Source organism: Megasphaera vaginalis (ex Bordigoni et al. 2020), assembly GCF_900240295.1.
GTDB classification, from domain to species: Bacteria; Bacillota; Negativicutes; order Veillonellales; family Megasphaeraceae; genus Megasphaera; species Megasphaera vaginalis.
On record NZ_OEQB01000001.1, the window covers coordinates 50662 to 69996 of the forward strand.

The 19335-nt window shown below is 51.2% G+C and carries 23 protein-coding genes; 2 read left to right on the forward strand and 21 right to left on the reverse strand.

The annotated features are described in order from the left end of the window. Positions 1 to 79 precede the first annotated feature (79 nt). The 6 genes from C0977_RS00235 to C0977_RS00260 form a co-directional block, all read right to left on the reverse strand. A complete protein-coding gene (locus C0977_RS00235; protein ID WP_101911998.1) occupies positions 80 to 1408 on the reverse strand; it encodes an MATE family efflux transporter in 1329 nt (442 codons plus the stop codon). Beyond that, complete coding sequence (yfcE, locus tag C0977_RS00240; protein WP_101911999.1) at positions 1408 to 1962, reverse strand: phosphodiesterase; 555 nt, start codon at positions 1960 to 1962, stop codon at positions 1408 to 1410. Before yfcE ends, C0977_RS00235 begins: the two co-directional genes overlap by 1 nt. A gap of 82 nt (positions 1963 to 2044) precedes the next feature. After that, complete coding sequence (locus tag C0977_RS00245; RefSeq protein ID WP_023053437.1) at positions 2045 to 2512, reverse strand: peroxiredoxin; 468 nt, start codon at positions 2510 to 2512, stop codon at positions 2045 to 2047. 47 nt (positions 2513 to 2559) lie between these two features. Next, positions 2560 to 2979 (reverse strand): SoxR reducing system RseC family protein, encoded by a 420-nt coding sequence (locus C0977_RS00250; protein ID WP_101912000.1) that lies wholly within the window; start codon positions 2977 to 2979, stop codon positions 2560 to 2562. A gap of 369 nt (positions 2980 to 3348) precedes the next feature. Then, positions 3349 to 4050, reverse strand: a complete 702-nt coding sequence (locus C0977_RS00255) for an SIMPL domain-containing protein (protein WP_101912001.1) — start codon at positions 4048 to 4050, stop codon at positions 3349 to 3351. Between the two features lie 37 nt (positions 4051 to 4087). Then, positions 4088 to 4663 (reverse strand): hypothetical protein, encoded by a 576-nt coding sequence (locus C0977_RS00260; protein ID WP_145995053.1) that lies wholly within the window; start codon positions 4661 to 4663, stop codon positions 4088 to 4090. A 367-nt stretch (positions 4664 to 5030) separates the two neighbouring features. On the opposite strand from C0977_RS00260, the gene C0977_RS00265 reads away from it, so the two are divergent. Beyond that, positions 5031 to 5249, forward strand: a complete 219-nt coding sequence (locus tag C0977_RS00265) for a 4Fe-4S binding protein (RefSeq protein WP_231391283.1) — start codon at positions 5031 to 5033, stop codon at positions 5247 to 5249. Positions 5250 to 5378: 129 nt separating this feature from the next. Here C0977_RS00265 and C0977_RS00270 read toward each other — a convergent pair whose 3' ends face one another. Then, the gene (locus C0977_RS00270; RefSeq protein ID WP_101912003.1) at positions 5379 to 6713 is read right to left on the reverse strand and encodes an MATE family efflux transporter; all 1335 of its coding nucleotides are present in this window, start codon (positions 6711 to 6713) and stop codon (positions 5379 to 5381) included. Positions 6714 to 6833: 120 nt separating this feature from the next. Here C0977_RS00270 and C0977_RS00275 point away from each other — a divergent pair, with 120 nt between their 5' ends. Continuing rightward, the gene (locus C0977_RS00275; protein WP_101912004.1) at positions 6834 to 7349 is read left to right on the forward strand and encodes a transposase; all 516 of its coding nucleotides are present in this window, start codon (positions 6834 to 6836) and stop codon (positions 7347 to 7349) included. On the opposite strand, the gene recO is transcribed toward C0977_RS00275, so the two are convergent. The 14 genes from recO to C0977_RS00340 all read right to left on the reverse strand — a co-directional run bounded on the left by recO (position 7327) and on the right by C0977_RS00340 (position 19333). Beyond that, on the reverse strand, positions 7327 to 8073 hold the full coding sequence (recO, locus tag C0977_RS00280; protein WP_101912005.1) for a DNA repair protein RecO: 747 nt from the start codon (positions 8071 to 8073) through the stop codon (positions 7327 to 7329). The two genes, C0977_RS00275 and recO, sit on opposite strands and share 23 nt — an antisense overlap. Further along, positions 8060 to 9409, reverse strand: coding sequence for a hemolysin family protein (locus C0977_RS00285; RefSeq protein ID WP_023053427.1), 1350 nt, complete (start codon positions 9407 to 9409; stop codon positions 8060 to 8062). The genes recO and C0977_RS00285 overlap by 14 nt, the downstream gene beginning before the upstream one ends. Positions 9410 to 9420: 11 nt before the next feature. Then, entirely contained in the window at positions 9421 to 10314 is an 894-nt protein-coding gene (gene era / locus C0977_RS00290; RefSeq protein WP_101912006.1) for a GTPase Era, read from the reverse strand. A 16-nt stretch (positions 10315 to 10330) separates the two neighbouring features. Beyond that, positions 10331 to 10726, reverse strand: coding sequence for a cytidine deaminase (locus C0977_RS00295; protein WP_419177275.1), 396 nt, complete (start codon positions 10724 to 10726; stop codon positions 10331 to 10333). Then, the gene (ybeY, locus tag C0977_RS00300; RefSeq protein WP_023053494.1) at positions 10726 to 11199 is read right to left on the reverse strand and encodes an rRNA maturation RNase YbeY; all 474 of its coding nucleotides are present in this window, start codon (positions 11197 to 11199) and stop codon (positions 10726 to 10728) included. The genes C0977_RS00295 and ybeY overlap by 1 nt, the downstream gene beginning before the upstream one ends. 12 nt (positions 11200 to 11211) lie before the next feature. Further along, on the reverse strand, positions 11212 to 12168 hold the full coding sequence (locus tag C0977_RS00305) for a PhoH family protein (protein ID WP_023053428.1): 957 nt from the start codon (positions 12166 to 12168) through the stop codon (positions 11212 to 11214). A gap of 25 nt (positions 12169 to 12193) precedes the next feature. Then, the gene (locus tag C0977_RS00310; protein ID WP_023053509.1) at positions 12194 to 13144 is read right to left on the reverse strand and encodes a TIGR01212 family radical SAM protein; all 951 of its coding nucleotides are present in this window, start codon (positions 13142 to 13144) and stop codon (positions 12194 to 12196) included. Continuing rightward, entirely contained in the window at positions 13141 to 14910 is a 1770-nt protein-coding gene (locus tag C0977_RS00315) for a B12-binding domain-containing radical SAM protein (RefSeq protein ID WP_101912007.1), read from the reverse strand. The genes C0977_RS00310 and C0977_RS00315 overlap by 4 nt, the downstream gene beginning before the upstream one ends. Before the next feature lie 134 nt (positions 14911 to 15044). Then, complete coding sequence (locus C0977_RS11055; RefSeq protein WP_234987518.1) at positions 15045 to 15215, reverse strand: hypothetical protein; 171 nt, start codon at positions 15213 to 15215, stop codon at positions 15045 to 15047. A gap of 173 nt (positions 15216 to 15388) precedes the next feature. After that, positions 15389 to 15952, reverse strand: coding sequence for an alkyl hydroperoxide reductase subunit C (ahpC, locus tag C0977_RS00320; RefSeq protein ID WP_023053443.1), 564 nt, complete (start codon positions 15950 to 15952; stop codon positions 15389 to 15391). 97 nt (positions 15953 to 16049) lie between these two features. After that, on the reverse strand, positions 16050 to 16616 hold the full coding sequence (locus C0977_RS00325; protein WP_101912008.1) for a hypothetical protein: 567 nt from the start codon (positions 16614 to 16616) through the stop codon (positions 16050 to 16052). Between the two features lie 47 nt (positions 16617 to 16663). Further along, positions 16664 to 17545 carry a 16S rRNA (adenine(1518)-N(6)/adenine(1519)-N(6))-dimethyltransferase RsmA gene (gene rsmA / locus C0977_RS00330; protein WP_023053467.1) on the reverse strand — a complete coding sequence of 294 codons (882 nt, stop codon included), beginning with the start codon at positions 17543 to 17545 and terminating at the stop codon, positions 16664 to 16666. After that, positions 17532 to 18092: a ribonuclease M5 gene (gene rnmV, locus C0977_RS00335; protein ID WP_101912009.1), complete on the reverse strand. Its 561-nt coding sequence runs from the start codon at positions 18090 to 18092 to the stop codon at positions 17532 to 17534. Before rnmV ends, rsmA begins: the two co-directional genes overlap by 14 nt. Beyond that, positions 18089 to 19333: an aminotransferase class I/II-fold pyridoxal phosphate-dependent enzyme gene (locus C0977_RS00340; protein WP_200814195.1), complete on the reverse strand. Its 1245-nt coding sequence runs from the start codon at positions 19331 to 19333 to the stop codon at positions 18089 to 18091. Before C0977_RS00340 ends, rnmV begins: the two co-directional genes overlap by 4 nt. Between the last annotated feature and the right edge of the window lie 2 nt (positions 19334 to 19335).

Sequence of the window (19335 nt, forward strand, 5' to 3'; positions counted from 1 at the left end):
ATTCCGGCCGTTCAACTGCAACTACGCCTTCGGAAAAGCGGTCGCCGAAATGATCTTCCTGCGCCGTATTTCCCATATATCAGTACCCGTATTGCCGACGATAGCGTCGCCAACACAGGACAACAAACGCCAGCGCCGACATTTCAGCAATGACGACGGACCACCAAATACCGCCGACACCAAAGAAAAGCGGCAATAAAAGAACAGCGCCGCTTTGAAAAACGAGGATCCGCAGGAGAGATATGACGGCTGAAACGCGTCCGTTATTAAGGGCCGTAAAAAAGGAAGAACCGAACGTATTGAACCCGAGAAAAAGAAACGACAGCGCATAAATAGAAAATGCCTTTTCCGTCATTTTCCACAGCTCCGGATCATATCCGACAAAACACCGGGAAATATCTGCAGCAAAAAAAGACGCGAAAAAAGTAAGAACCATGCCGGACACGCCGATAACGGCCAAGCTTTTATAAAAAAGATTCCGTACTTCTCCACTGTTCTGCGCGCCGAAATGGTAACTGATCAGCGGCGACACGCCCATGGCATAGCCGAAATAGATGCTTTCAAAAATACCGTTGGCATAAAGCATGACGCCATAGGCGGCAATGCCGTCAGCACCGAGGTAATCCATGAGCTGCAGATTATAAAGGATACCGAGAACGGAAGCGGACAGGCTGGTCAACATTTCGGAAAAACCGTTACTGCAGGCCTGCCGCACAATCGGCCATTCCACAGCGGTCCGAACCAAGCGAAGCGTACTCGTATTGTGACAGCAAAAATAGACCAACGGCGTCACACCGCCGAGAATTTGCCCCATAACGCTTGCTACGGCCGCCCCGGCAATACCGTAACCGCAAAAGACGATGAAGATATAATCAAAGACAAGGTTCACAACGCCTGAGGCAATCGTCAGGTAAAGACCGTATTTCGGTCTTTCCGCAACGGACCAAAGGGCTTGAAACATGACCTGCATCATAAAAGGAACCAACCCGGCCAAATCAATTCGTCCATAAAGAAGACAAGCTTCAAACAATTCTCCTTCCGCTTCCATTGCGATCAGAAAATACGGTAAAATCCATTCGCTGGCCAACGTGATCAGGATGCCGCTACATAAAACGACATAAATAATCATGGAAAAATACCGCTTACCGTCTTTACTTCGGCCTTCTCCCAGTGTCTTGCCGATGACGGCGGCGCCGCCGGCTGAAAGCATGAACGCCAGAGAAGAAGGAATGACAACAGCCGGAGTCAGCAAATTAATGGCGGCAAAGGGAATCTTGCCGATAAAATTGGATACAAAGAAACCGTCGACGACATAATAGATGGAAAGGATGACCATCATCCAAACGGAAGGTACGACAAAACGCAGCAGGCGACGGTATGTAAAGTGATCAGACAATTGAATCGTCATTATTCCGCCTGCCCTGCATGGTACGTCATAATGGACGCGCCGTCCGTGTCCTTCCAGGTAAAGACCGTGCCGTCCCAAACCAAATACCCGTGCCGGCTGCCTTCTTTCGGCAGCGACAGCGAACCGGGATTCATATACACGTATCGTTCGTGAACGACACATTTCGGCACATGCGTATGACCGTTAAGCAAGATCGTCCCACGCGCCAAAGGCGGCACATTATGCTCATTATACCGATGACCGTGCGTTGCAAAAACCGTCACAGCGCCGTCACAAATATACGCGTAAGACGCGAGAACGGGGAAATCCAGAACGGCCTGATCGACTTCAGCTTCACAGTTGCCGCGGACGGCGACGATATTTTCTTTTAATCCGTTCAACAGGTTTATGACGGCTTTCGGTTCATAATCACGGGGCAAGTCGTTACGCGGCCCGTGATAGAGCAGGTCGCCGAGCAAAAGCAGCCGCTCGCCGCCTTCTTCCCGAAAAAGGCGGCATAATTCGCGACAATAGTAAGCCGATCCATGCAAATCGGCGGCGATGATCCATTTCATAGCTAAAACTCCCTTTCAGCGCAGACGGAAAAATGCAGATTGCGATAAAACTCGTAACCTGCATTGATCGGACTGTTCTATTTTATTCGATTCCGAGATCGGTCAGCAATTTGCCGACATGTTCCTTGGCATTGACGCCGCGATATACAGCGGTAACGCGCCCCGTTTCATCAATAATGAACGTCGAGCGGTCAATGCCGATATACGATCGCCCGTAGAGTTTCTTTTCCCGCAGCACATCATAACACTTGCAAAGGCTCTCGTCCGTATCGGATAAAAGCGTAAAGTGAAGGGCGAATTTTTTCTTGAAATTCACATGCTGCCGCACCGTATTACGACTGACGCCGAGAATTTCATAACCGGCCTGTACTAACTTGGCATATGCGGCATCAAATTGCTGCGCTTCCAAAGTACAGCCTGCCGTATTATCTTTCGGATAAAAATAAAGGATAACTTTTTTACCCAGAAAATCATGCAGCGAAACGGCTTTTCCCGCATCGCTCGTCACCGTAAAGTCCGGCGCCTGCGCACCGGCGATAATCTTTTCCATAACCGCTCCTTTCCCGTGCATGCCGTCTGCTGCAAACAGCACGAAAGTTATTCGACGACACGGATGATTTCAATTTTTTCGCTTCCATCGGGTTTGACAACCTTATCATAGGTCTTGATCGCAACGACGGCAACAGGAATACCTGCGCAGAAACCGGCAATCGCACCGCTTTGTCCATCGTAACCGAGATTTGCGCCGGCGAAATATCCGATAAACGTACACAGCAATACCAAAAACAGGGGCAGGCCGAAGCAGAGAACGGCACCTGTCACCATATGATTATCGGGAATCGTATATTCGACATATTGCCCTTTCACCGCGCCGATCGTATTGACGGCGTCGATAACAACGTTATCCTGACACATGGAAGAACTGCACGGCGAATACAAATGATTCCGGTTCGTCTGCAATTTCGCCATCCCGTTCGGCAAAACTTCTTCAATCATGCCTGTATTTTTCTTTAACATAAGCGTGACCACCTTATTGTCTCATGCATAATCAATACACTTTTTGTATTCTTTTTCTATTATATCTCTCCTGCCACGTAAATTTCAACTGTCATTGCGAAAATCCGCCCCTTTTCCGCGACATCATCGACCTCCCTCAAGCCGCGTCGTTCTTGCCGCAGTCTCCCCATCGTTCCCGGCATCGCCGAAAAGAAACAACAAAAAAGACGAAAAAGCCGGCGCCGCTATTTTCCTTTTCAGTCAAATAACGCGTCTGCTTTTTCGTCCCTGCCGTAAGCGTCATACCGATGGCAATGCCTTTCAGTAAAAAGCGGTTGTAAAAACTGCCGTCATAACCGGCAAAACGGGTTTCGAAACGGCTTAAACTGCTTATTTTACCTTAAAGACAACAGTAATATGCATTTCTTCCGTCTGATCGCCGTATTCAACCGATGATTGTGACGCCCCCAAAGCCGTATCCACCTTGGCGGTCATCAGGCGCATAGGATAACGCGGATAGTCGGTGTTCAGCGAATCGACGCCCAGGACGCGGGTTCCCAGCGCCGCCGCCAACGCATCCGCTTTTTGCCGCGCGTTCTTGGCGGCTTCAATCAACAGATTCTGCCGCTGCGTTTCTTTGTCCTTATCATTGTAGTCGAGCTTGGCCAGGCGCACCGTATCAATGCCGGCGGCGGCAGCCTGATCGATGACCTTGGACGTCTTTGTCCGATCGTTAACCGTTACTTGCAACGTGTTGGACACGACGTAGGTTTTGCGATACTGGTCGGTATCACCGATGCGTACATTGCGCTCATTGATGTGAAAATCCTTCGTGACAATATCGTTGTCAGGAATTTGCAACGTTGTCAGAGAGTTGCGGAAAGTACGGGAAACGCGATCATTTTCCGCCTTGGCCTCTGCCAGCGTATCCTTTTCCGTCTGCGCCGTCACCATGACGACGGCCTGCCTGGCCATATACGTTTCCTGCGCATATCCGTCAACTGTAATGGTACCGTAATCGGCGGCCAAAACAGCCGGTGCGGAACACGTCAGCATCAATGCTGCGGCGATTGCTGCAAATTTTTTCTTCATATCTTCTTACCTCCTTATTCGTCTGAACCGTTACGCGTTACGATAAACCCGTACCCAAAATAAGCAAGTACGGATCGCCGTCTCCCTTCACCAATTCAACGTAAAGCGACTTGTCGCGAATCCAGCCGTCATCATCCAACAGGCCGTTGCCGGCCAGCCATTGCCCTGCCGTATTTTCATCCGGCAGCGGTCCTTCCGCCGTCAGGCGCAGAGAATAGGAAACGCGGTAAATGATCTTTACGTCTTTCGCGTTATCTGCGACAGGCAGAGGCTTCACGTCGAGATCGGCATATTCATAAAGCTTTCCCGATTCATCGGGACTGCGGGACACGTATTGATCGAGCCAGGAGACGAACAATCGCTGTACCAGGACCGTATCGTCTTCGTTGATCAACTCTTTATGGCTGCTGACGGGAACAAGCGCTTCCGTCGCGCCTGCTTCAGGCATACGGACAGTCTCGGCCCGGACAGACGGTGCCGGCTCAGCCGGTACCGTCGCCGGCGACAAGAGGCGATATATGCCGAAAACAAGCAGGACTGCTGCCAACAAAAGCGCAGCCGCAACGGCCAAAGGGCGTAAGCGGCGTTTTTTTCTCCTTTTACGCATAACCATATGAAGCTCTCCTTTCAAAAATACCGAATTAGAAAGAAAAGGATGTTTGTTGTAAAAAAATATCGGTTCCGTAAAAAACGATGACGTACTCAAATTATAACCGCTTGTCGAAAAATCTGTCAACAAAGAACGAAAAGATTGACAGCCCTTCATTACGCCGCCTCTTTTCAGCGGCTTCGCCAAAGACGCACAACCCCTATATCAGCCGGCGGCACCGTTGCGGCGAAACGAGTCGCCTTCACGCCGGCGTCAGTTACCGCTATCCGTATCGAAAGATACCGTCTCTCTCCTATTTATGCAAAACGTTGGGATAACAACATACAATATCTGCGAATCCGGTTATACTTTTTTCAAAAGGAGGGATGCGATGATGTGGGAAGTGATCCCCAATTATTTTAAGGATGAAAAGCGGTGCATCCGCTGTGGCTGCTGCGTTACGATCTGCCCGGTAGACGCGATCAGGATGATGCCCGACGAGAAAGGCGTCGTCCGGCCTTCCTACGAAAAATACAAGTGCATTCGCTGCAATCGCTGCACCGATGCCTGCGAAATTTTTGAAAACTACATGCTCGGCGGCTCGGAATGATCCCGGCATGCGCGAAATCGGCTAAACGTGCTCGACAAGCAGCTCTCCTCATCAACAACAAAGGGACTGTCCGTTACAACGGACAGTCCCTTTGCCATCTTGGCGATAAATTGAGTCGACAGGCGACCGCTATCGTTTCACCGGCAACGACCGGCTGAAATAAAAATAACAACCTGTTGTAAAGAAACAGGCGGCAACCCAACAAATGGGACTTGCCGCGCAAATGCCGAAATAGCCCCATATCTGCGCCAAGATCAGTGCCGCCGCACCGCGCAGCACCAGTTCCAGAACACTGCTGGCAAAGGGTACGACAGATATTCCCATACCCTGTAACGTATTGCGATAGACGAAGATTTGCCCTAAAAAAACATAGCAAGGAACGGACATGTGCAGGTAAAGTGACGCCTGGTCCAGGAGAAAATCGTTTGTTTCCGTAAGAAAAAGACTGATCAGTTCACGGCCGAAAAGATACATGGCCAGCGCCGAAACGGCGCAAAGACAGAACAGGAGCAGCGAACACTGCCGCACGCCCTGACGAATGCGGTCATATTTTTGAGCGCCGTAATTCTGTGCCGTAAAGACGGCAATGGCAATGCCGAAAGAAATCATCGGCTGCATGGCCAGCTGCTCAATACGCGTCGCCGAGATGAACGCCGCAATCGTTTCGGCGCCAAAGGTATTGCACACGGATTGAACGACGATAATCCCTAATGAAATGATCGTAAATTGTGCCGCCATCGGCATGCCGATGCGCAAATGGAGCCAGGCAAACTCCCTGTCCAAGCGCCAGTCCTCCCGTTTGAGTCTGAGCAGGGGAAACCGTTTCTTAATGTACAGAAAGCATAAAACTGCCGATATGCCCTGCGCCACGACGAGGGCGACCGCCGATCCCGGCACCCCCCAACGGAAGTGCTGAATGAAAACCAGCGCCAAAACCACATTGAGGATTGAAGAGACGATCAGAAAATACAGCGGCGTCCTACTGTCGCCGAGGGCTCTGCAAATGCAGGAAAGCAGATTGTAGAGCATCATGACGAGAAGCCCCTGCGCGATGATCGAAATATAATGAAAAGCGTCGTCATAAAGCATAGAGGAAACATTCATCAGCGACAAAATCTGCGGCAGCAGAAAATGGGCCGCCACGATGAGGATACCGATGAGCAGAAACGACAAACTCGCCGAAGTTGCGACAGACCGGCGAACACCGTCATAATCGCCGGCGCCGAAACGCTGTGCCGTCACAACGGTAAAGCCCGAGGCCAGACCGATCGTCATCCCGAGCAGCGCCATAAAGATCGGCGCCGTAGAACCGACAGCGGCCAAAGCGTTAACGCCAATAACCCTGCCGACAATGATAACATCGGCAATATTATAAAACTGTTGAAAAACATTTCCTATCAAAAGAGGGACCGTAAACGCCACAATCAGTTTCAGCGGATTCCCTTCCGTCATACTGCGAACCATATACTCTCCTTACTTCCGTCGTATTTTTAATTTCTTTTTAATCGAATGCAATAACAAAAAGGTCGTATTTTAATCTTGTTCTCATCTCGCTGTCGTACAATGGAGCTAAGAGGTGATACGATGACAGTACCATATAAGCACAAGAACAAGCGATACGGCCGGCCTATATGCCGTGTCCAATTCATGACGCTCTGCACGGACAGAAAACGGCCCATTTTGGGGTCGATCGTCCATGACGGCGAAAAAAATGTTTGGTTGCCTTCCGTCTGGGGCACTGCGGCGACAAAGGCGTTGACAAGTTTGCAGCAGTATAACCGCACTATATTGATAGAAGACTTTGTCGTCATGCCCAATCATATCCATCTGCTTCTGGTGTACAAAACCTATCGTTCCAATCTGAGCGACTGGTTCGCCTTTTATTGCAAGCGATATATATTGCATGCCATGAAGCGATTCCGTTTTTCCGATATGGCCGTGTGGGAAAAGAACTATGAAGCGTCCTATTTACATTCCGAAGTGATCCATTCCGTATTCCAGCAAAATATTGAAGAGCACGTTTCGCGCTGGCATTACGACGCCTATTATACGCCGACGCCGGCCAATCCCAACACCTTCATAGAGAAGACAAAAAACTGATGCTCTTTAACCGCCGTTCACTGCACTGACTGACGTACGCATACAGCAGGTCTTCCAACAGCGCCAGCCCCTTGGCGCTAAAACGGACAGTCTCCCGGCGGTCCCAATCATATTCCAGCACGCGCCGCCAAAAAGCGCGAAAAGCCGGCGTGAGGCGTTCTTCGCGCCATTCCGCTCCGGCGTCTTCATCACTTAAAATCGTTTCCCCCGCTCCGGCAGCCCCTGTCCGATAAAGGCGAACCGTTGCCGGATCAGGGGCGAAGCCGGTCAAAGAAAGCAACTGCCAACCGGCAATGATCGTCACAATACGGCAGTCCTTCACACATACGGCGTCTGCATACTGCGAAAGCAGCCGATACAGCGCAGGATCCGCTTCCTGCGGCGGAACCAGGGCCAAAAACAGTTCCGTAAAAATTTGACTGTAAACGTATTCGTTCCACGTCAGATTCTGCAAATACCGATTTACGGCACATTCATATTCGCTCAATATGCGCACATTTCCCTGCCGATAGATCTCAAAGGAAATTTTGCTGAACGGAAGCGGCGCCGCCGGCATTCCCTTCCGAACGCCGCGCCCCTTCTCAGTTAACACCCGGAGCAATCCTTCCTGCACCGTATAAATTTCCAGAAAGAGCTGCTTTGCCGCCTGTTTGTGCACGCGCAGGACGATTCCGTCACAGCGGGACGGCAATCCCGGCGGCGCACCGCTCTTATGTTTCGCCATCGCGCTCCCCTTCTTCGTCCTTTGCCAATTCCCCGTTCTCCGCCAACGGCACAGCCTTGAGGCGGGATATGCGGAACCCCTGCGTTTCCAGGACTGTAAACCGGTAAAGGCCGATGCGAACTTCATCACGAATGGACGGCGCCTGGCCGAGAAGATTGAAAACGTAACCGCCGATCGTGTCCGTATCGACGTCGTCTTCCACGGGAATGCGCAAAAGCTCTTCCACATCGTCGAGCAGTACGGTTCCGTCAAATTCATAGCCGCCGTCTGGCAACGGCTGTATTTCTTCTTTTTCTGCCGTATGTTCGTTGCGAATATTGCCGACAAGTTCTTCCAGAATATCTTCCAGGCCGATGAGCCCTACCGTACTGCCGTATTCATCAACGACGATGGCCAAATATGTCCGTTGCGCCCGCATCAGCTGCAACAATTTCGACACTTCCATGATTTCGGGAATCATCAGGATAGGCCGGTTGATGAGCCGCAGATTGCCGCGCCGATGGATGTATAAATCCAGAAAGTCCTTGATATGTACCAAGCCGATAATATGGTCCTTATCATCTTCACAAAGAGGATAACGGGTATGGCGGGACTGGCGGATCGTATTCAGATTCTGATTCATGTGATTGCCGACAGTGAGACAGACGATATCCTGCCGGGGCACCATAATTTCTTTAGCCAACAAATCGGCGAATTCAAAGACATTATCGATCAATTCGCTTTCGATTTTATCTATCTTCCCGCCCTTATGACTGGCCGTCACCAGCATGCGTATCTCGTCTTCCGAGTGAGACATGTCGATCTCGTTGGTCATGTCGAGTCCCTGACGGCGCAGGATAAACTGCCCGACTTTGCTGCCGGCCTTGATGAAGGGAGAGAACAGATTGCTGCAGCCGTGCAGCACGGGACCGACAATGCGCAGCACCTGTTCAGGCCGCTGCAGCCCGACAGATTTGGGAATCAGTTCCCCGAAAACCCAAAGAACGGCACAAACTGCCAGCAACAGACAGACCTCCATGCCGGCAATCAGCCATATATTGCCGATGAACACCTGCAACCGATCGTACGAATCGCGAAAAAGCTGCAAAAAAACGACGCCGGCGGCAATGCCGGAAAAAACCATGCCGATTTGCGCCATGCCGAGAAAAACCGTCGGTTCGTCATAGAGCTTGAGCATTTTCCGTGCCGATTCATCGCCTTCGCGAATCAGATCTTCAATATATTCACGGCGCAACTGGGCAAAAGAAAATTTTCCTGCTACGCAGAACGCATTGACGACGATGCAAAGAAACAAGAGGGCGACATAGTATAATCCATCCTGAAGCGGTATCTCCATGTAATATTCTCCTATTCGTTCTTATAGCCGAATTCGCTGAGAGCCGAGGCCTGGTTACGCCAGTCTGATCTGACCTTTACCCATATGTCCAAATAAACGGTATTGCCCAAAAGATGTTCGATCTCGCTGCGCGCCAAACGACCGACCTCTTTTAAAACTGCGCCGTTTTTCCCGATTACGATTCGTTTTTGTGATTCCCGTTCGACAAATACGGTCATGCGGATATAGATTTTGCCGCCTCGCTCCTTCATTTCGTCAACATAGACGGCAATGGCGTGAGGTACTTCGTCCCGCGTTGCCAGGAGCAGCTTTTCTCTGACGATCTCGGCGACCAGGAGGCGTTCCGGCTGATCGGTCATCATGTCATCAGGGAAATACTTCGGTCCCGACGGCAAAAGTTTACACAGTTCCGCAACCACGGTGTCGACATTATCCCCCTGCAAGGCGGAAATGGGGATGATCTGCGCAAAATCATAGAGATTGGCATAGTCGGTGATTTCTTTCAGGATATCGCCTTTGGACAGCTTATCGATTTTATTGATCAGCAGAAAAACCGGCACGCCGGCTGCCGCAATTTTATCAAGAACAAACAGGTCTCCAGGTCCCCGCTTTTCATTGCCTGCAACGAGGAAGAGAACGGCGTCGATATCCTGCAGGGACTGATACGCCATTTCGTCCATAAATTTTCCGAGCTTATGCCTGGGCTTGTGAATCCCCGGCGTATCCAAAAAGACAATTTGGCAGGCATCGTCCGTATGGACGCAGAGGATGCGGTTTCGCGTCGTCTGCGCTTTATCGGAAACGATCGACACCTTCTGCTTGATAATGCGATTGATCAGCGTTGATTTACCGACGTTCGGTCTGCCGACGACGGCTACAAATCCGGATTTAAACGATTCGTTCATATAAGCTCCTTTACAGTTACAAGGCGGTACGATCAAAGGGAAGCGGCAAAAGTTCGGACAATGCCACAATGCGGGGCGGAGAATCCGGCGCAGTCAGAATCACATAGGGAATTTCAAATTCTTCCAGCACCTGCCGGCAAGCGCCGCACGGCGACGTATAGCCGCGACCGTCGCTGACAATGGCCAAAGCTTCAAAGCTGCGGCAACCTGAAGCGACAGCATGAAAAACGGCGTTCCGTTCAGCGCAGATACTGAGTCCGTAAGACGCGTTCTCCACATTGCACCCTGTATAAATAACGCCGTTGCTGCCGAGCAGAGCGGCGCCGACGGTAAAATGAGAATAAGGAACATAAGCGAATTCTCTGGCGGAACCTGCGGCGGCGATCAATTCCCGCACCGTTTCTTCACTAATCATAACGCTTCCCCCTGACGGACATATCCCAGACGCTGTAAAATGAATTCTTCTTCCTTGCGCATTTCAGCCTTATCCTCATCTGTCAGATGATCATAACCAAGGATATGAAGCATGCCGTGAATCGTCAAATAAGCCAGTTCCCGCTCAACGGAATGACCATATTCGCCGGCCTGTTCCCGAACCTTGTCCAGAGAAATGACAATATCGCCGAGATATGCCGCATCAGGTCCGTCATAGCCGTCGGCTTCGCCTTCGTTCAAGGCGAATGAAAGCACATCTGTCGCCCTGTCGATTTGCCGGTAATCGCGGTTCAATACCCGAATATACTCGTTATGGCAAAGAAGGATGCTGATTTCCGCGGCAGGCCCCAATCCGTAGACCAATGCGGCTTCCCTGCAAACGCGCTCGATCACCTCTTCATACGCTTCCCTGCGAGACTCTTCCTCTTCGTAATTAATACGAATATCCATAACCTGCTCCCTTCAATCCTTTTGATAAAATTCCTCGTAAGCCCTGATGATCTTGCCGACCATATCGTGGCGGACAACGTCTTCATCGGTAAAAGACACCATGCCGACGCCCTTGACCTTGGCCAGGACCCTCTCGGCCTCAGTCAAACCCGACATTTTGCGGTCGACCAGGTCAATTTGCGTCTTATCGCCGTTGACGACGACGCGGGAATGATTGCCCATACGGGTCAGGAACATCTTCATCTGTTCACGCGTCGTATTTTGGGCTTCATCGAGAATAATAAACGATTCTTCCAACGTCCTGCCGCGCATATACGCCAACGGAGCCACTTCGATAATATTTCTGTCAATCAGCTTTTGAAACTGGTCGTATCCGAACATGTCAGCCAACGCGTCATATAACGGCCGCAAATAAGGATCGATCTTTTCCTGCAAATCGCCGGGCAGAAAGCCCAGCTTTTCACCGGCTTCGACGGCAGGACGCGTCAGAATGATCCGCTCCACCTGGCGGTTTTTTAAATAAAAAGACGCCAAGGCGACGGCTAAATAGGTCTTACCCGTGCCGGCGGGCCCGATGCCGAAGGTGACGAGATTTTTGCGGATAGAATCGACATACCGTTTCTGACCAGCCGTCTTCGGCTTGATCAGCCGGCCCCGCGCCGAAATGCTGATCGTATCGCCGTAGATTTCCCGCAGTTCTTCGCCTTTGCCGTTTTTGATGCACAAGGAAGAGTACCGCACATGTTGTGTCGTCAAATACGTATTTTCGCGGTTCAAATAACGAAGTGCCGCAAAAACCTCTTCAATAGCGCCAATATCCGTACTGCTGCCGACCAGAAAGACATTCGTCCCCCGTGCGGCAATCCGGCATTCGGGAAATTCATGCTGCAAGACTTTCAAGAATTCATCTTTCACGCCGAAAAGCGCTTTGGCTTCAGCCGGATCGGTAAAATTCAGTTGTTTTTCCATAACCGTTGCAGGCTCCTTTTTCCAATCATTCCGTAAAATGTCGAACAGCTTTTCCATGCAAATAGTTGCAGTCCTTCCCCTGCCAGGTGTCGAGCCGCTCCAGTTCGGCATCGATCATATCGCGAATGCGCCACCAGCCCATGCCCCAGTTGGCGAAATCGACGGCTTCCTGCGGCGCCCTGCCGATGAGTCGCTGAAAAACGATATCCGGCCGCGAATGAGCCAGGAAAAGGACGACACGCCGTACGTAATCCTCGACGGAGATGAGCGAGATCTTGCCGTCGCGATACCATTCCGCCATCAATGTATTCTTAATGATATACAATGCGTGAAGCTTTACTTCCTGCGTCGGCAGCGCCGAAATGACGCGGGCCGTTTCGACCGTGTCGGCGTCATCCTCGCCGGGCAGACCGATGATTACGTGTGTACAATTTCGAAACGGATAAGCGGCAAGCATAGTGACGGCATCGATGTATTCAGCCAAACCGTGACCGCGATTAATCAGTTTCAATGTTCTGTAATTCACTGTCTGCAAGCCCAACTCGACAAGGATGTCGACATGGTATTTCTCCCTGATCTCCGCCAAAATATCAAGATACGTTTCATTGATGCAGTCAGGACGCGTGGCAACGGCCAGCGCGACGACATCGTCTTTGCACGCTTCTGCCAAATACGAACGGAAGAGAGGAGGCGGCAAGTAAGTATTCGTGAAGTTTTGAAAATAAGCGATAAATTTATGGGCCTTATATTTCGGAACGATATGGGCCTTATTGGTTCTGATCTGTTCGCCGATCGTCACCGACGCCGGCAGGTTTTCGTACCCGGCACCGATGGAACCGCAAAACGCGCATCCTCCGGTGCCGAGGCGGCCGTCCCGATTGGGGCAGGTATCGGGGATACTGATCGGTAATTTATAAACTTTTTCCCCGTATTTTCCTTTTAAATATGTCGAATAGATACGATATCGTTCTTTCATATAACTCCTTCCGCAGCCAGCGCAGCTTTATCCAGAAGGCGCCAGCAAACGCCGTCAGCACCGCTTTCCGCTAAGATATAGGCTGCTTCGTCAGGTCCGTCTGCGTAACGCCGCAGTTCCTTCCCGACAGCGGGCGTAATGGGCCAAAGATGATAACGCATCTTAATATCACGCCAATTTGTAAAGCGGTAACCGGTAAAATACGCCGCCGGTCCTTCTTCCCTGCGAAAAAAAGGATCCGTCAACTGCCGCGGCGCTTCTTCCCAACCGAGGAAAGACGGCTTGAGACGAAAACGGAAACAGGTCAGCATGTCCAGACAGAGAAGCTGCCTGGCTACATCCTTTTCTTCCGCCGTAAGCTCCGTCAGCGCCGTCAGCGAATCCCAGAGAAAATGACAGACCGTCGCATCGGAAACGGCAAGGCGATCAAAGCCGCGGCACAACCAATGATCGGTCAACCGCTCATAAAAGGAAAACCAATCGCCGGCAAAGAAACGGTCAACGTACGCCAGCGTATACGAAAATTTCCCGGCATTATAAATTCGTTCAAAAACGTCTTCAAAAACCTTCATCGTACCGACCGCTTCATAGGAAAGCCATTTCGTGGCCAAGACTTCATACGGTCCGCGCAGTTCATAGGCGTAGTCCTGCGAATAATCCCGCCGTATACCTGAACCCTTGAGAAGTTTCAGAAAGCCGATCTGCAACTTATGGGGCTGTAGAGAATAAATATCGTTGAAGGAGCGCCGCAATGCCTGCATCGTTTCATAAGGGAGCCCGACGATCAGATCAAGGTGGAGATGAATGGTGCCCAATGAGCGGATGACGTTCATGACATGAACGATATGAGGCCAGTCGTTATGGCGGCGAATCGCCTGCAAGGTCGGTCCGTAAGTCGACTGAATGCCAAGTTCCAGTTGGATCCGTCCCCGCGGCGCCTGTGACAACAGCGCCAGATCTTCCTCCGTCACGAGTCCCGGTTCTATTTCCAAATGAAAGTTCACCGTCGCCTGAAGAGAAACCATAAAGGCCAAAATGGGCCGATAATGCCGCGGATTACAGTTAAATGTCCTGTCAACGAGTTTAACCTGCTTGACGCCTGCGGCAACCAGTCGCTTCAGTTCTTCAATCACCAATGCGGCAGACCGAAAACGCACCGTATCATCTCTGCCGGAAAGGCAATATTGACAATGAAAGGGACAGCCGCGAGAGCTTTCATAATAGACAAGTTGATGAGACAAGGAGGCTAAATCCGCATCATCATAAGGAAAAGGCAAGAGATCAAGATCAGGCACTTCACGGATCAATTCATTGCCCTCAATCGCTCCGTCCGCAGTACGTCTCAAGACGCCGCCGACAGCCGTACCGTCTTCTCCGTTCAGCCAGGAAGCGATCAGTTCCGGCAGGATCGCCTCGCCTTCCCCCTGGAGAGCATAATCGATATTCCCTTCCGCCGTCAACAGTTCCCGCGCCGTATACGTCACTTCCGGACCGCCGACCATAATCGTCACGTCAGGACAAATCTGCCGCAACAGCGAAATGAGATGCAGCGTCATATCAATGTTCCATATATAGCAGGAAAAGCCGATGACATCTGCGTGAAACGCGTGAATCCTGCGCAAAATATCATAGGCATTATGGTTGATCGTATATTCGGCTGTCTCCACATTCCCAAAACCCTGTTGACGACACGCCGCCGCAAGGCAGCGAAGGGCCAGCGAAGATTGAACGAATTTTGCATTCAGCGTCGTCAATAAGATCTTCATCAAAGAGAAAAAAGCCTCCTCTATCGGTAATTTACCAAACTATTCAGTACCCTTATTATACTGCAAAGCCGGAAGAGTGACTAGTCTTAAGAAAACATGAAAACAGCAGTGACGGCATGCCGCAACTGCTGTTTTCATGTACTTCCGTCGCACAGGCGGCAGCGCCAAAAAGCCGGCGTCTGAAAGCAGTCGGCCTCGCTTCGTCCACCGTGAACATGACGCCGCCAAAACAGCGCAATCATACGCCAACGCCGTTGTCCAAAAAAAATAACACCGCCAACACCGGCGTAAAACAACTTCTTCACGTACGCGCGGTCTCCGGCGGTTTCTCCTTGTTGTTATCATCATCAGTATAGCATAATCGACAGTGTTTCTCCATAATGTCAGTTCAAAATTTACGAGTTCTTTATATTTCCAGTTTATTAGCAAGAAAAACAACGGCAAGTCCTACCGGACTTGCCGCAAAAGGTCTTACTGTCTACAATTTGCCCACCAGGTCGAAAGACGGTTTCAAGACGGCGTCACCGGGATGCCAGGAAGCCGGGCACACTTCGTCTCCATGCGCGCCGACAAATTGGGCAGCCTGCACCTTACGCAACAACTCATCTGCGCTGCGGCCGATATTACCGGCGCTTACTTCATACAGCACGACTTCTCCCGCCGGATTGATGACGAAGGTTCCCCGTTCCGCTTTTCCTTCTGCCGTAATATAGACGTCAAGATCTTTTGCCAGCGCCCCCGTCGGATCGCCCACCATCGGATACGTTACGGTTCCGATCAAGGGCGACGATTCATGCCATGCTTTATGAACAAAATGCGTATCGCATGAAACGGCATATACTTCACAACCAATCTGCTTAAAATCAGCATATTTTCTCTGCAAGTCTGCCAATTCCGTCGGGCACACGAAGGTAAAATCGGCAGGATAAAAGAAAAGGACACTCCATTTGCCCTGCAAATCTTCCTGCGTCACATCTCTGAAACCGTTGTCAACGTAGGCTTGCGCCGTAAACTCTGAAATTTTTTTACCATTTAACGACATAATTTACCTCCTTGCATACACGTTAAAGTATATCGATTTAGTACTCTTTCAGTATACGTCATCCATCGTTATATGTCAAGTTAAATGATAATTATTTTCATATAAAACTCTCCGCACGAACCAACTTTTCTTCCAGAATCGCTTTATCCGCGACGCCGTCTTGCTGCCAAATCAGTCTGCCGTAACGGCTGACGACGATCCATTTGGGAACACTGTACACAGACAATTTCCGGCTGTCTTCAAGGCGCATCATATACAACGGGAAAGAAAAAGAGCGGCTTTCTGTTCGTTCCTTCTCTTTTCTGTTACCGCTCTCAGGAAACGATATGGCTACAAAATGAATCTGTTTCCCGTATTTTTGTTCCATTTCCTGGAGCAGCTGCAGCTCACCGTCACTTTCCCTGCTCCAAGGCATCCAGAAAAGCAGGCAAACGGCCCCGTCATTACAAATATTACGCAATTTTATATTGCTTCCATCCTGCGCTTTCAGGACGACATTCTGCACCAACACTTCCGTTTCGGCGCGACTGATTTCCTGTTGTTCTTTTCTATCTTCTTCGTACTCGATAGCCGGATCTTTCCCCGGCCAAAAAAAGAGCGTAACGACAATACAAATACTACCCAAAATAAGACTGATCGCCTTGCGTTGTTTGCCCGTATCCATACTCACCCTCTGTTCCCGAAAAAATAGCGTCCGGAAGGCGCCGGAAATCAACGCTCCCCATTGATCTGACCCGTTGTTGCGAGCCGTTTCGTCCAGCTATCGGCAATAGCGGCAAACTCGTCAAGAGAAAGGGTTTCGCCGCGTCTTTTGCCGTCGATGCCTGCAGCAGACAGAATCGCCTCCACGTCATTTGTCGGAAGACCGGTTCCTTTCAACGCGTTGGTCAGGGTTTTGCGACGCTGCCCGAAAGCCGCTTTGACAGTCTGGAAAAAGCGGTGTTCTTCGAGAACCTGCACCGGCGGCGTCGGCCGTACATCCATGGCGACAACAGCTGATTGAACGGCGGGAGGCGGCAGAAAGGAGGCCGGATTAATCACAAAAGCAAGGTGAGGTGACGTATAATACTGAACGGCTACGGACAACGCGCCGTAAGCTTTGCTCCCCGGCCCGGAAACCATACGTTCCGCCACTTCCTTCTGAACCATGACGACCATCCGCTCCATTGGCAGCCGTTCTTCCAACAGCCGCAAGATGATGGGAGTTGTAATATAATACGGCAGATTGGCGCAGACGACAAAGGGCTTATGATTCATCAGCGCCTCAATATCGACCTTCATGATATCGTCATGAATGATGCGTACATTATCGTAAGCTTCCAAGGTTTTATCCAAAACCGGCAACAAATTGGAATCGATTTCGACAGCCGTCACGGCAGCGCCCGTTTCAGCCAACGCCTGCGTCAGCGTACCGATACCGGGGCCGATCTCCAACACGGGCATCCCGGCATGAAGCGACGCCGTCTCGGCAATATGACGGACAACGGGAGGGTCAATCAGAAAATTTTGCCCCAGCTTTTTATTCATATGTAAATGAAATCGCCTGACGAGATAATGAACAACATCGGGATTTGCCAAATCAGAACTTTTCATCGCCACCATCCTTTTGCAGTTGCCGTAACGCGGCGTCCCACTCTTCTCGCGTAACGCCGTAATGATTCAATCGTTTTAAAAATTGCTTGGCATTGCCGTAGCCGATCCCCAGTACGGCGCCCAAAGCCGCTCTTTTCTCAGCCGCCGCAGTCGTTCCGTTCAAACCGGCAGACAGAAGATCGTCTGCCGTAAACGTCTCGTTCACCGTCATCACTGCGCAGCGGCACTTGTCAAGAGCGGAGCGAATGGCCTCCGGCGACGCCTGTTCCACACCAAGATCATTGTTGGCGATGGCGTCCTTTCGGGGAATGAAAGCGTGCTTGGCACGGGGAAATCGTTTGCTCAATGCCCGACGGATTTCTTCGCCGGCCCGATCCGGGTCGGTGAGGATAATGATGCCGCGGCGCTTATAGGCATATTCGATTTGCCGCAGCGTATCGGCGCGAAGACTGAAGCCGTCCGTTCTGATCGTATCGACATCGATGCGAGCGGACCGGATGCGCGCTTCATCGGCGCGTCCTTCGACAATAACCACTTCCCTGATCACCGCGCGCCGCCTCCTTTTTCGCAGATATATTGCGCCGCCGCCAAAACAGCCAAGATGTTGTGTTCCAAGACGATGCCGCCTTGCAGGTAGATCAGATACGGTTCACGTATGGGGCCGTCTGCCGATAATTCGATGGAAGAGCCTTGCACAAAATCACCTGCCGCCATGATGATCTTGTCGGCATATCCGGGCATGGCATCGGGAATCGGCGTCACATGGGCGTCGACAGGAGAAAAGGATTGGATGCCCTGACAGAAAAGACGCATATTTTCCTCATTCTGCAGCGCAATCGTCTGAATCAGATCACAGCGCGGCGCCGCTGCAGACGGTGAAACGGCAAATCCGAGCCGTTCAAAAACAGCGGCAGCAAAGACAGCCCCTTTGATAGCTTGCGCCGTAACATGAGGCGCCATAAAAAAGCCCTGGAAAAAAAGACGGTAACCGCCGGCGTAGGAGCCGAGCTCGGCGCCAAGACCGGGCGCCGTCAGATAATCGGCGGCGCAGTCTACCAGATCAGCCCGGCCGGCAATATACCCGCCTGTCGGCGCAATACCGCCGCCGGGATTCTTGATCAGCGAACCGGCAATAATATCGGCGCCGGCTTCAAGCGGCTCCTCCGTAGCTGCAAATTCGCCGTAACAATTATCAACAAAGCAGATCGTTTCGGGACTTTCCTTTTTAACGGCGGCAATGATCTTCCGCAGATCATCGACCGTCAAGGACGCGCGGGAACTGTAGCCGCGCGACCGCTGCAAAAGGACGACTTTCGGTTTGTCAGCGGCGACGGCGCCGCGTATGGCCTGCAGATCGTAGGCATTATCTTTAAGAGGCACTTCCTTGTAACGGACGCCCCGCTCTTTGAGGGAATGCCGACTCGGACGGGCATGGCCGATAACGCCTTGCATCGTATCGTAAGGGGCCCCAACCAAAGAAATGAGCATATCGCCCTGCTGCAACAGCGCGCAAAGAACCGTCGCCAAGGCATGCGTGCCGGAAACGAAATGAGGACGTACCAGCGCCTTTTCGGCCTTAAAAACGGCGGCAAACACTTCTGCCAGCTTTTCACGGCCCAAATCACTGTACCCGTACCCCGACGTACCGGCAAACTGGTAGGCGGAAACCTGCGCCTTTCTGTACGCCGCCAAAACCTTTTCCGTGTTATAAAGACTCACGGCATCTATCGCTGCAAACTGCGCCGCACAAGCTTGCAGCGCCTCCTGCCTGAGTGTATCCATCTGAATCG

Bases quoted from the DNA above. Each gene is read 5' to 3' on its own strand.
- C0977_RS00285 (WP_023053427.1), bottom strand. From the start codon at position 9,409: ATGGAGATACCGCTTCAGGATGGATTATACTATGTCGCCCTCTTGTTT.
- rsmA (WP_023053467.1), bottom strand. From the start codon at position 17,545: ATGAAAAGTTCTGATTTGGCAAATCCCGATGTTGTTCATTATCTCGTC.
- yfcE (WP_101911999.1), bottom strand. From the start codon at position 1,962: ATGAAATGGATCATCGCCGCCGATTTGCATGGATCGGCTTACTATTGT.
- C0977_RS00275 (WP_101912004.1), top strand. From the start codon at position 6,834: ATGACAGTACCATATAAGCACAAGAACAAGCGATACGGCCGGCCTATA.
- C0977_RS00310 (WP_023053509.1), bottom strand. From the start codon at position 13,144: ATGAAAGAACGATATCGTATCTATTCGACATATTTAAAAGGAAAATAC.
- C0977_RS00325 (WP_101912008.1), bottom strand. From the start codon at position 16,616: ATGGATACGGGCAAACAACGCAAGGCGATCAGTCTTATTTTGGGTAGT.
- ahpC (WP_023053443.1), bottom strand. From the start codon at position 15,952: ATGTCGTTAAATGGTAAAAAAATTTCAGAGTTTACGGCGCAAGCCTAC.
- C0977_RS00315 (WP_101912007.1), bottom strand. From the start codon at position 14,910: ATGAAGATCTTATTGACGACGCTGAATGCAAAATTCGTTCAATCTTCG.
- C0977_RS00255 (WP_101912001.1), bottom strand. From the start codon at position 4,050: ATGAAGAAAAAATTTGCAGCAATCGCCGCAGCATTGATGCTGACGTGT.
- C0977_RS00260 (WP_145995053.1), bottom strand. From the start codon at position 4,663: ATGGTTATGCGTAAAAGGAGAAAAAAACGCCGCTTACGCCCTTTGGCC.
- C0977_RS00265 (WP_231391283.1), top strand. From the start codon at position 5,031: ATGATGTGGGAAGTGATCCCCAATTATTTTAAGGATGAAAAGCGGTGC.
- C0977_RS00270 (WP_101912003.1), bottom strand. From the start codon at position 6,713: ATGGTTCGCAGTATGACGGAAGGGAATCCGCTGAAACTGATTGTGGCG.
- C0977_RS00245 (WP_023053437.1), bottom strand. From the start codon at position 2,512: ATGGAAAAGATTATCGCCGGTGCGCAGGCGCCGGACTTTACGGTGACG.
- C0977_RS00250 (WP_101912000.1), bottom strand. From the start codon at position 2,979: ATGTTAAAGAAAAATACAGGCATGATTGAAGAAGTTTTGCCGAACGGG.
- recO (WP_101912005.1), bottom strand. From the start codon at position 8,073: ATGGCGAAACATAAGAGCGGTGCGCCGCCGGGATTGCCGTCCCGCTGT.
- ybeY (WP_023053494.1), bottom strand. From the start codon at position 11,199: ATGGATATTCGTATTAATTACGAAGAGGAAGAGTCTCGCAGGGAAGCG.
- C0977_RS00235 (WP_101911998.1), bottom strand. From the start codon at position 1,408: ATGACGATTCAATTGTCTGATCACTTTACATACCGTCGCCTGCTGCGT.
- C0977_RS00305 (WP_023053428.1), bottom strand. From the start codon at position 12,168: ATGGAAAAACAACTGAATTTTACCGATCCGGCTGAAGCCAAAGCGCTT.
- era (WP_101912006.1), bottom strand. From the start codon at position 10,314: ATGAACGAATCGTTTAAATCCGGATTTGTAGCCGTCGTCGGCAGACCG.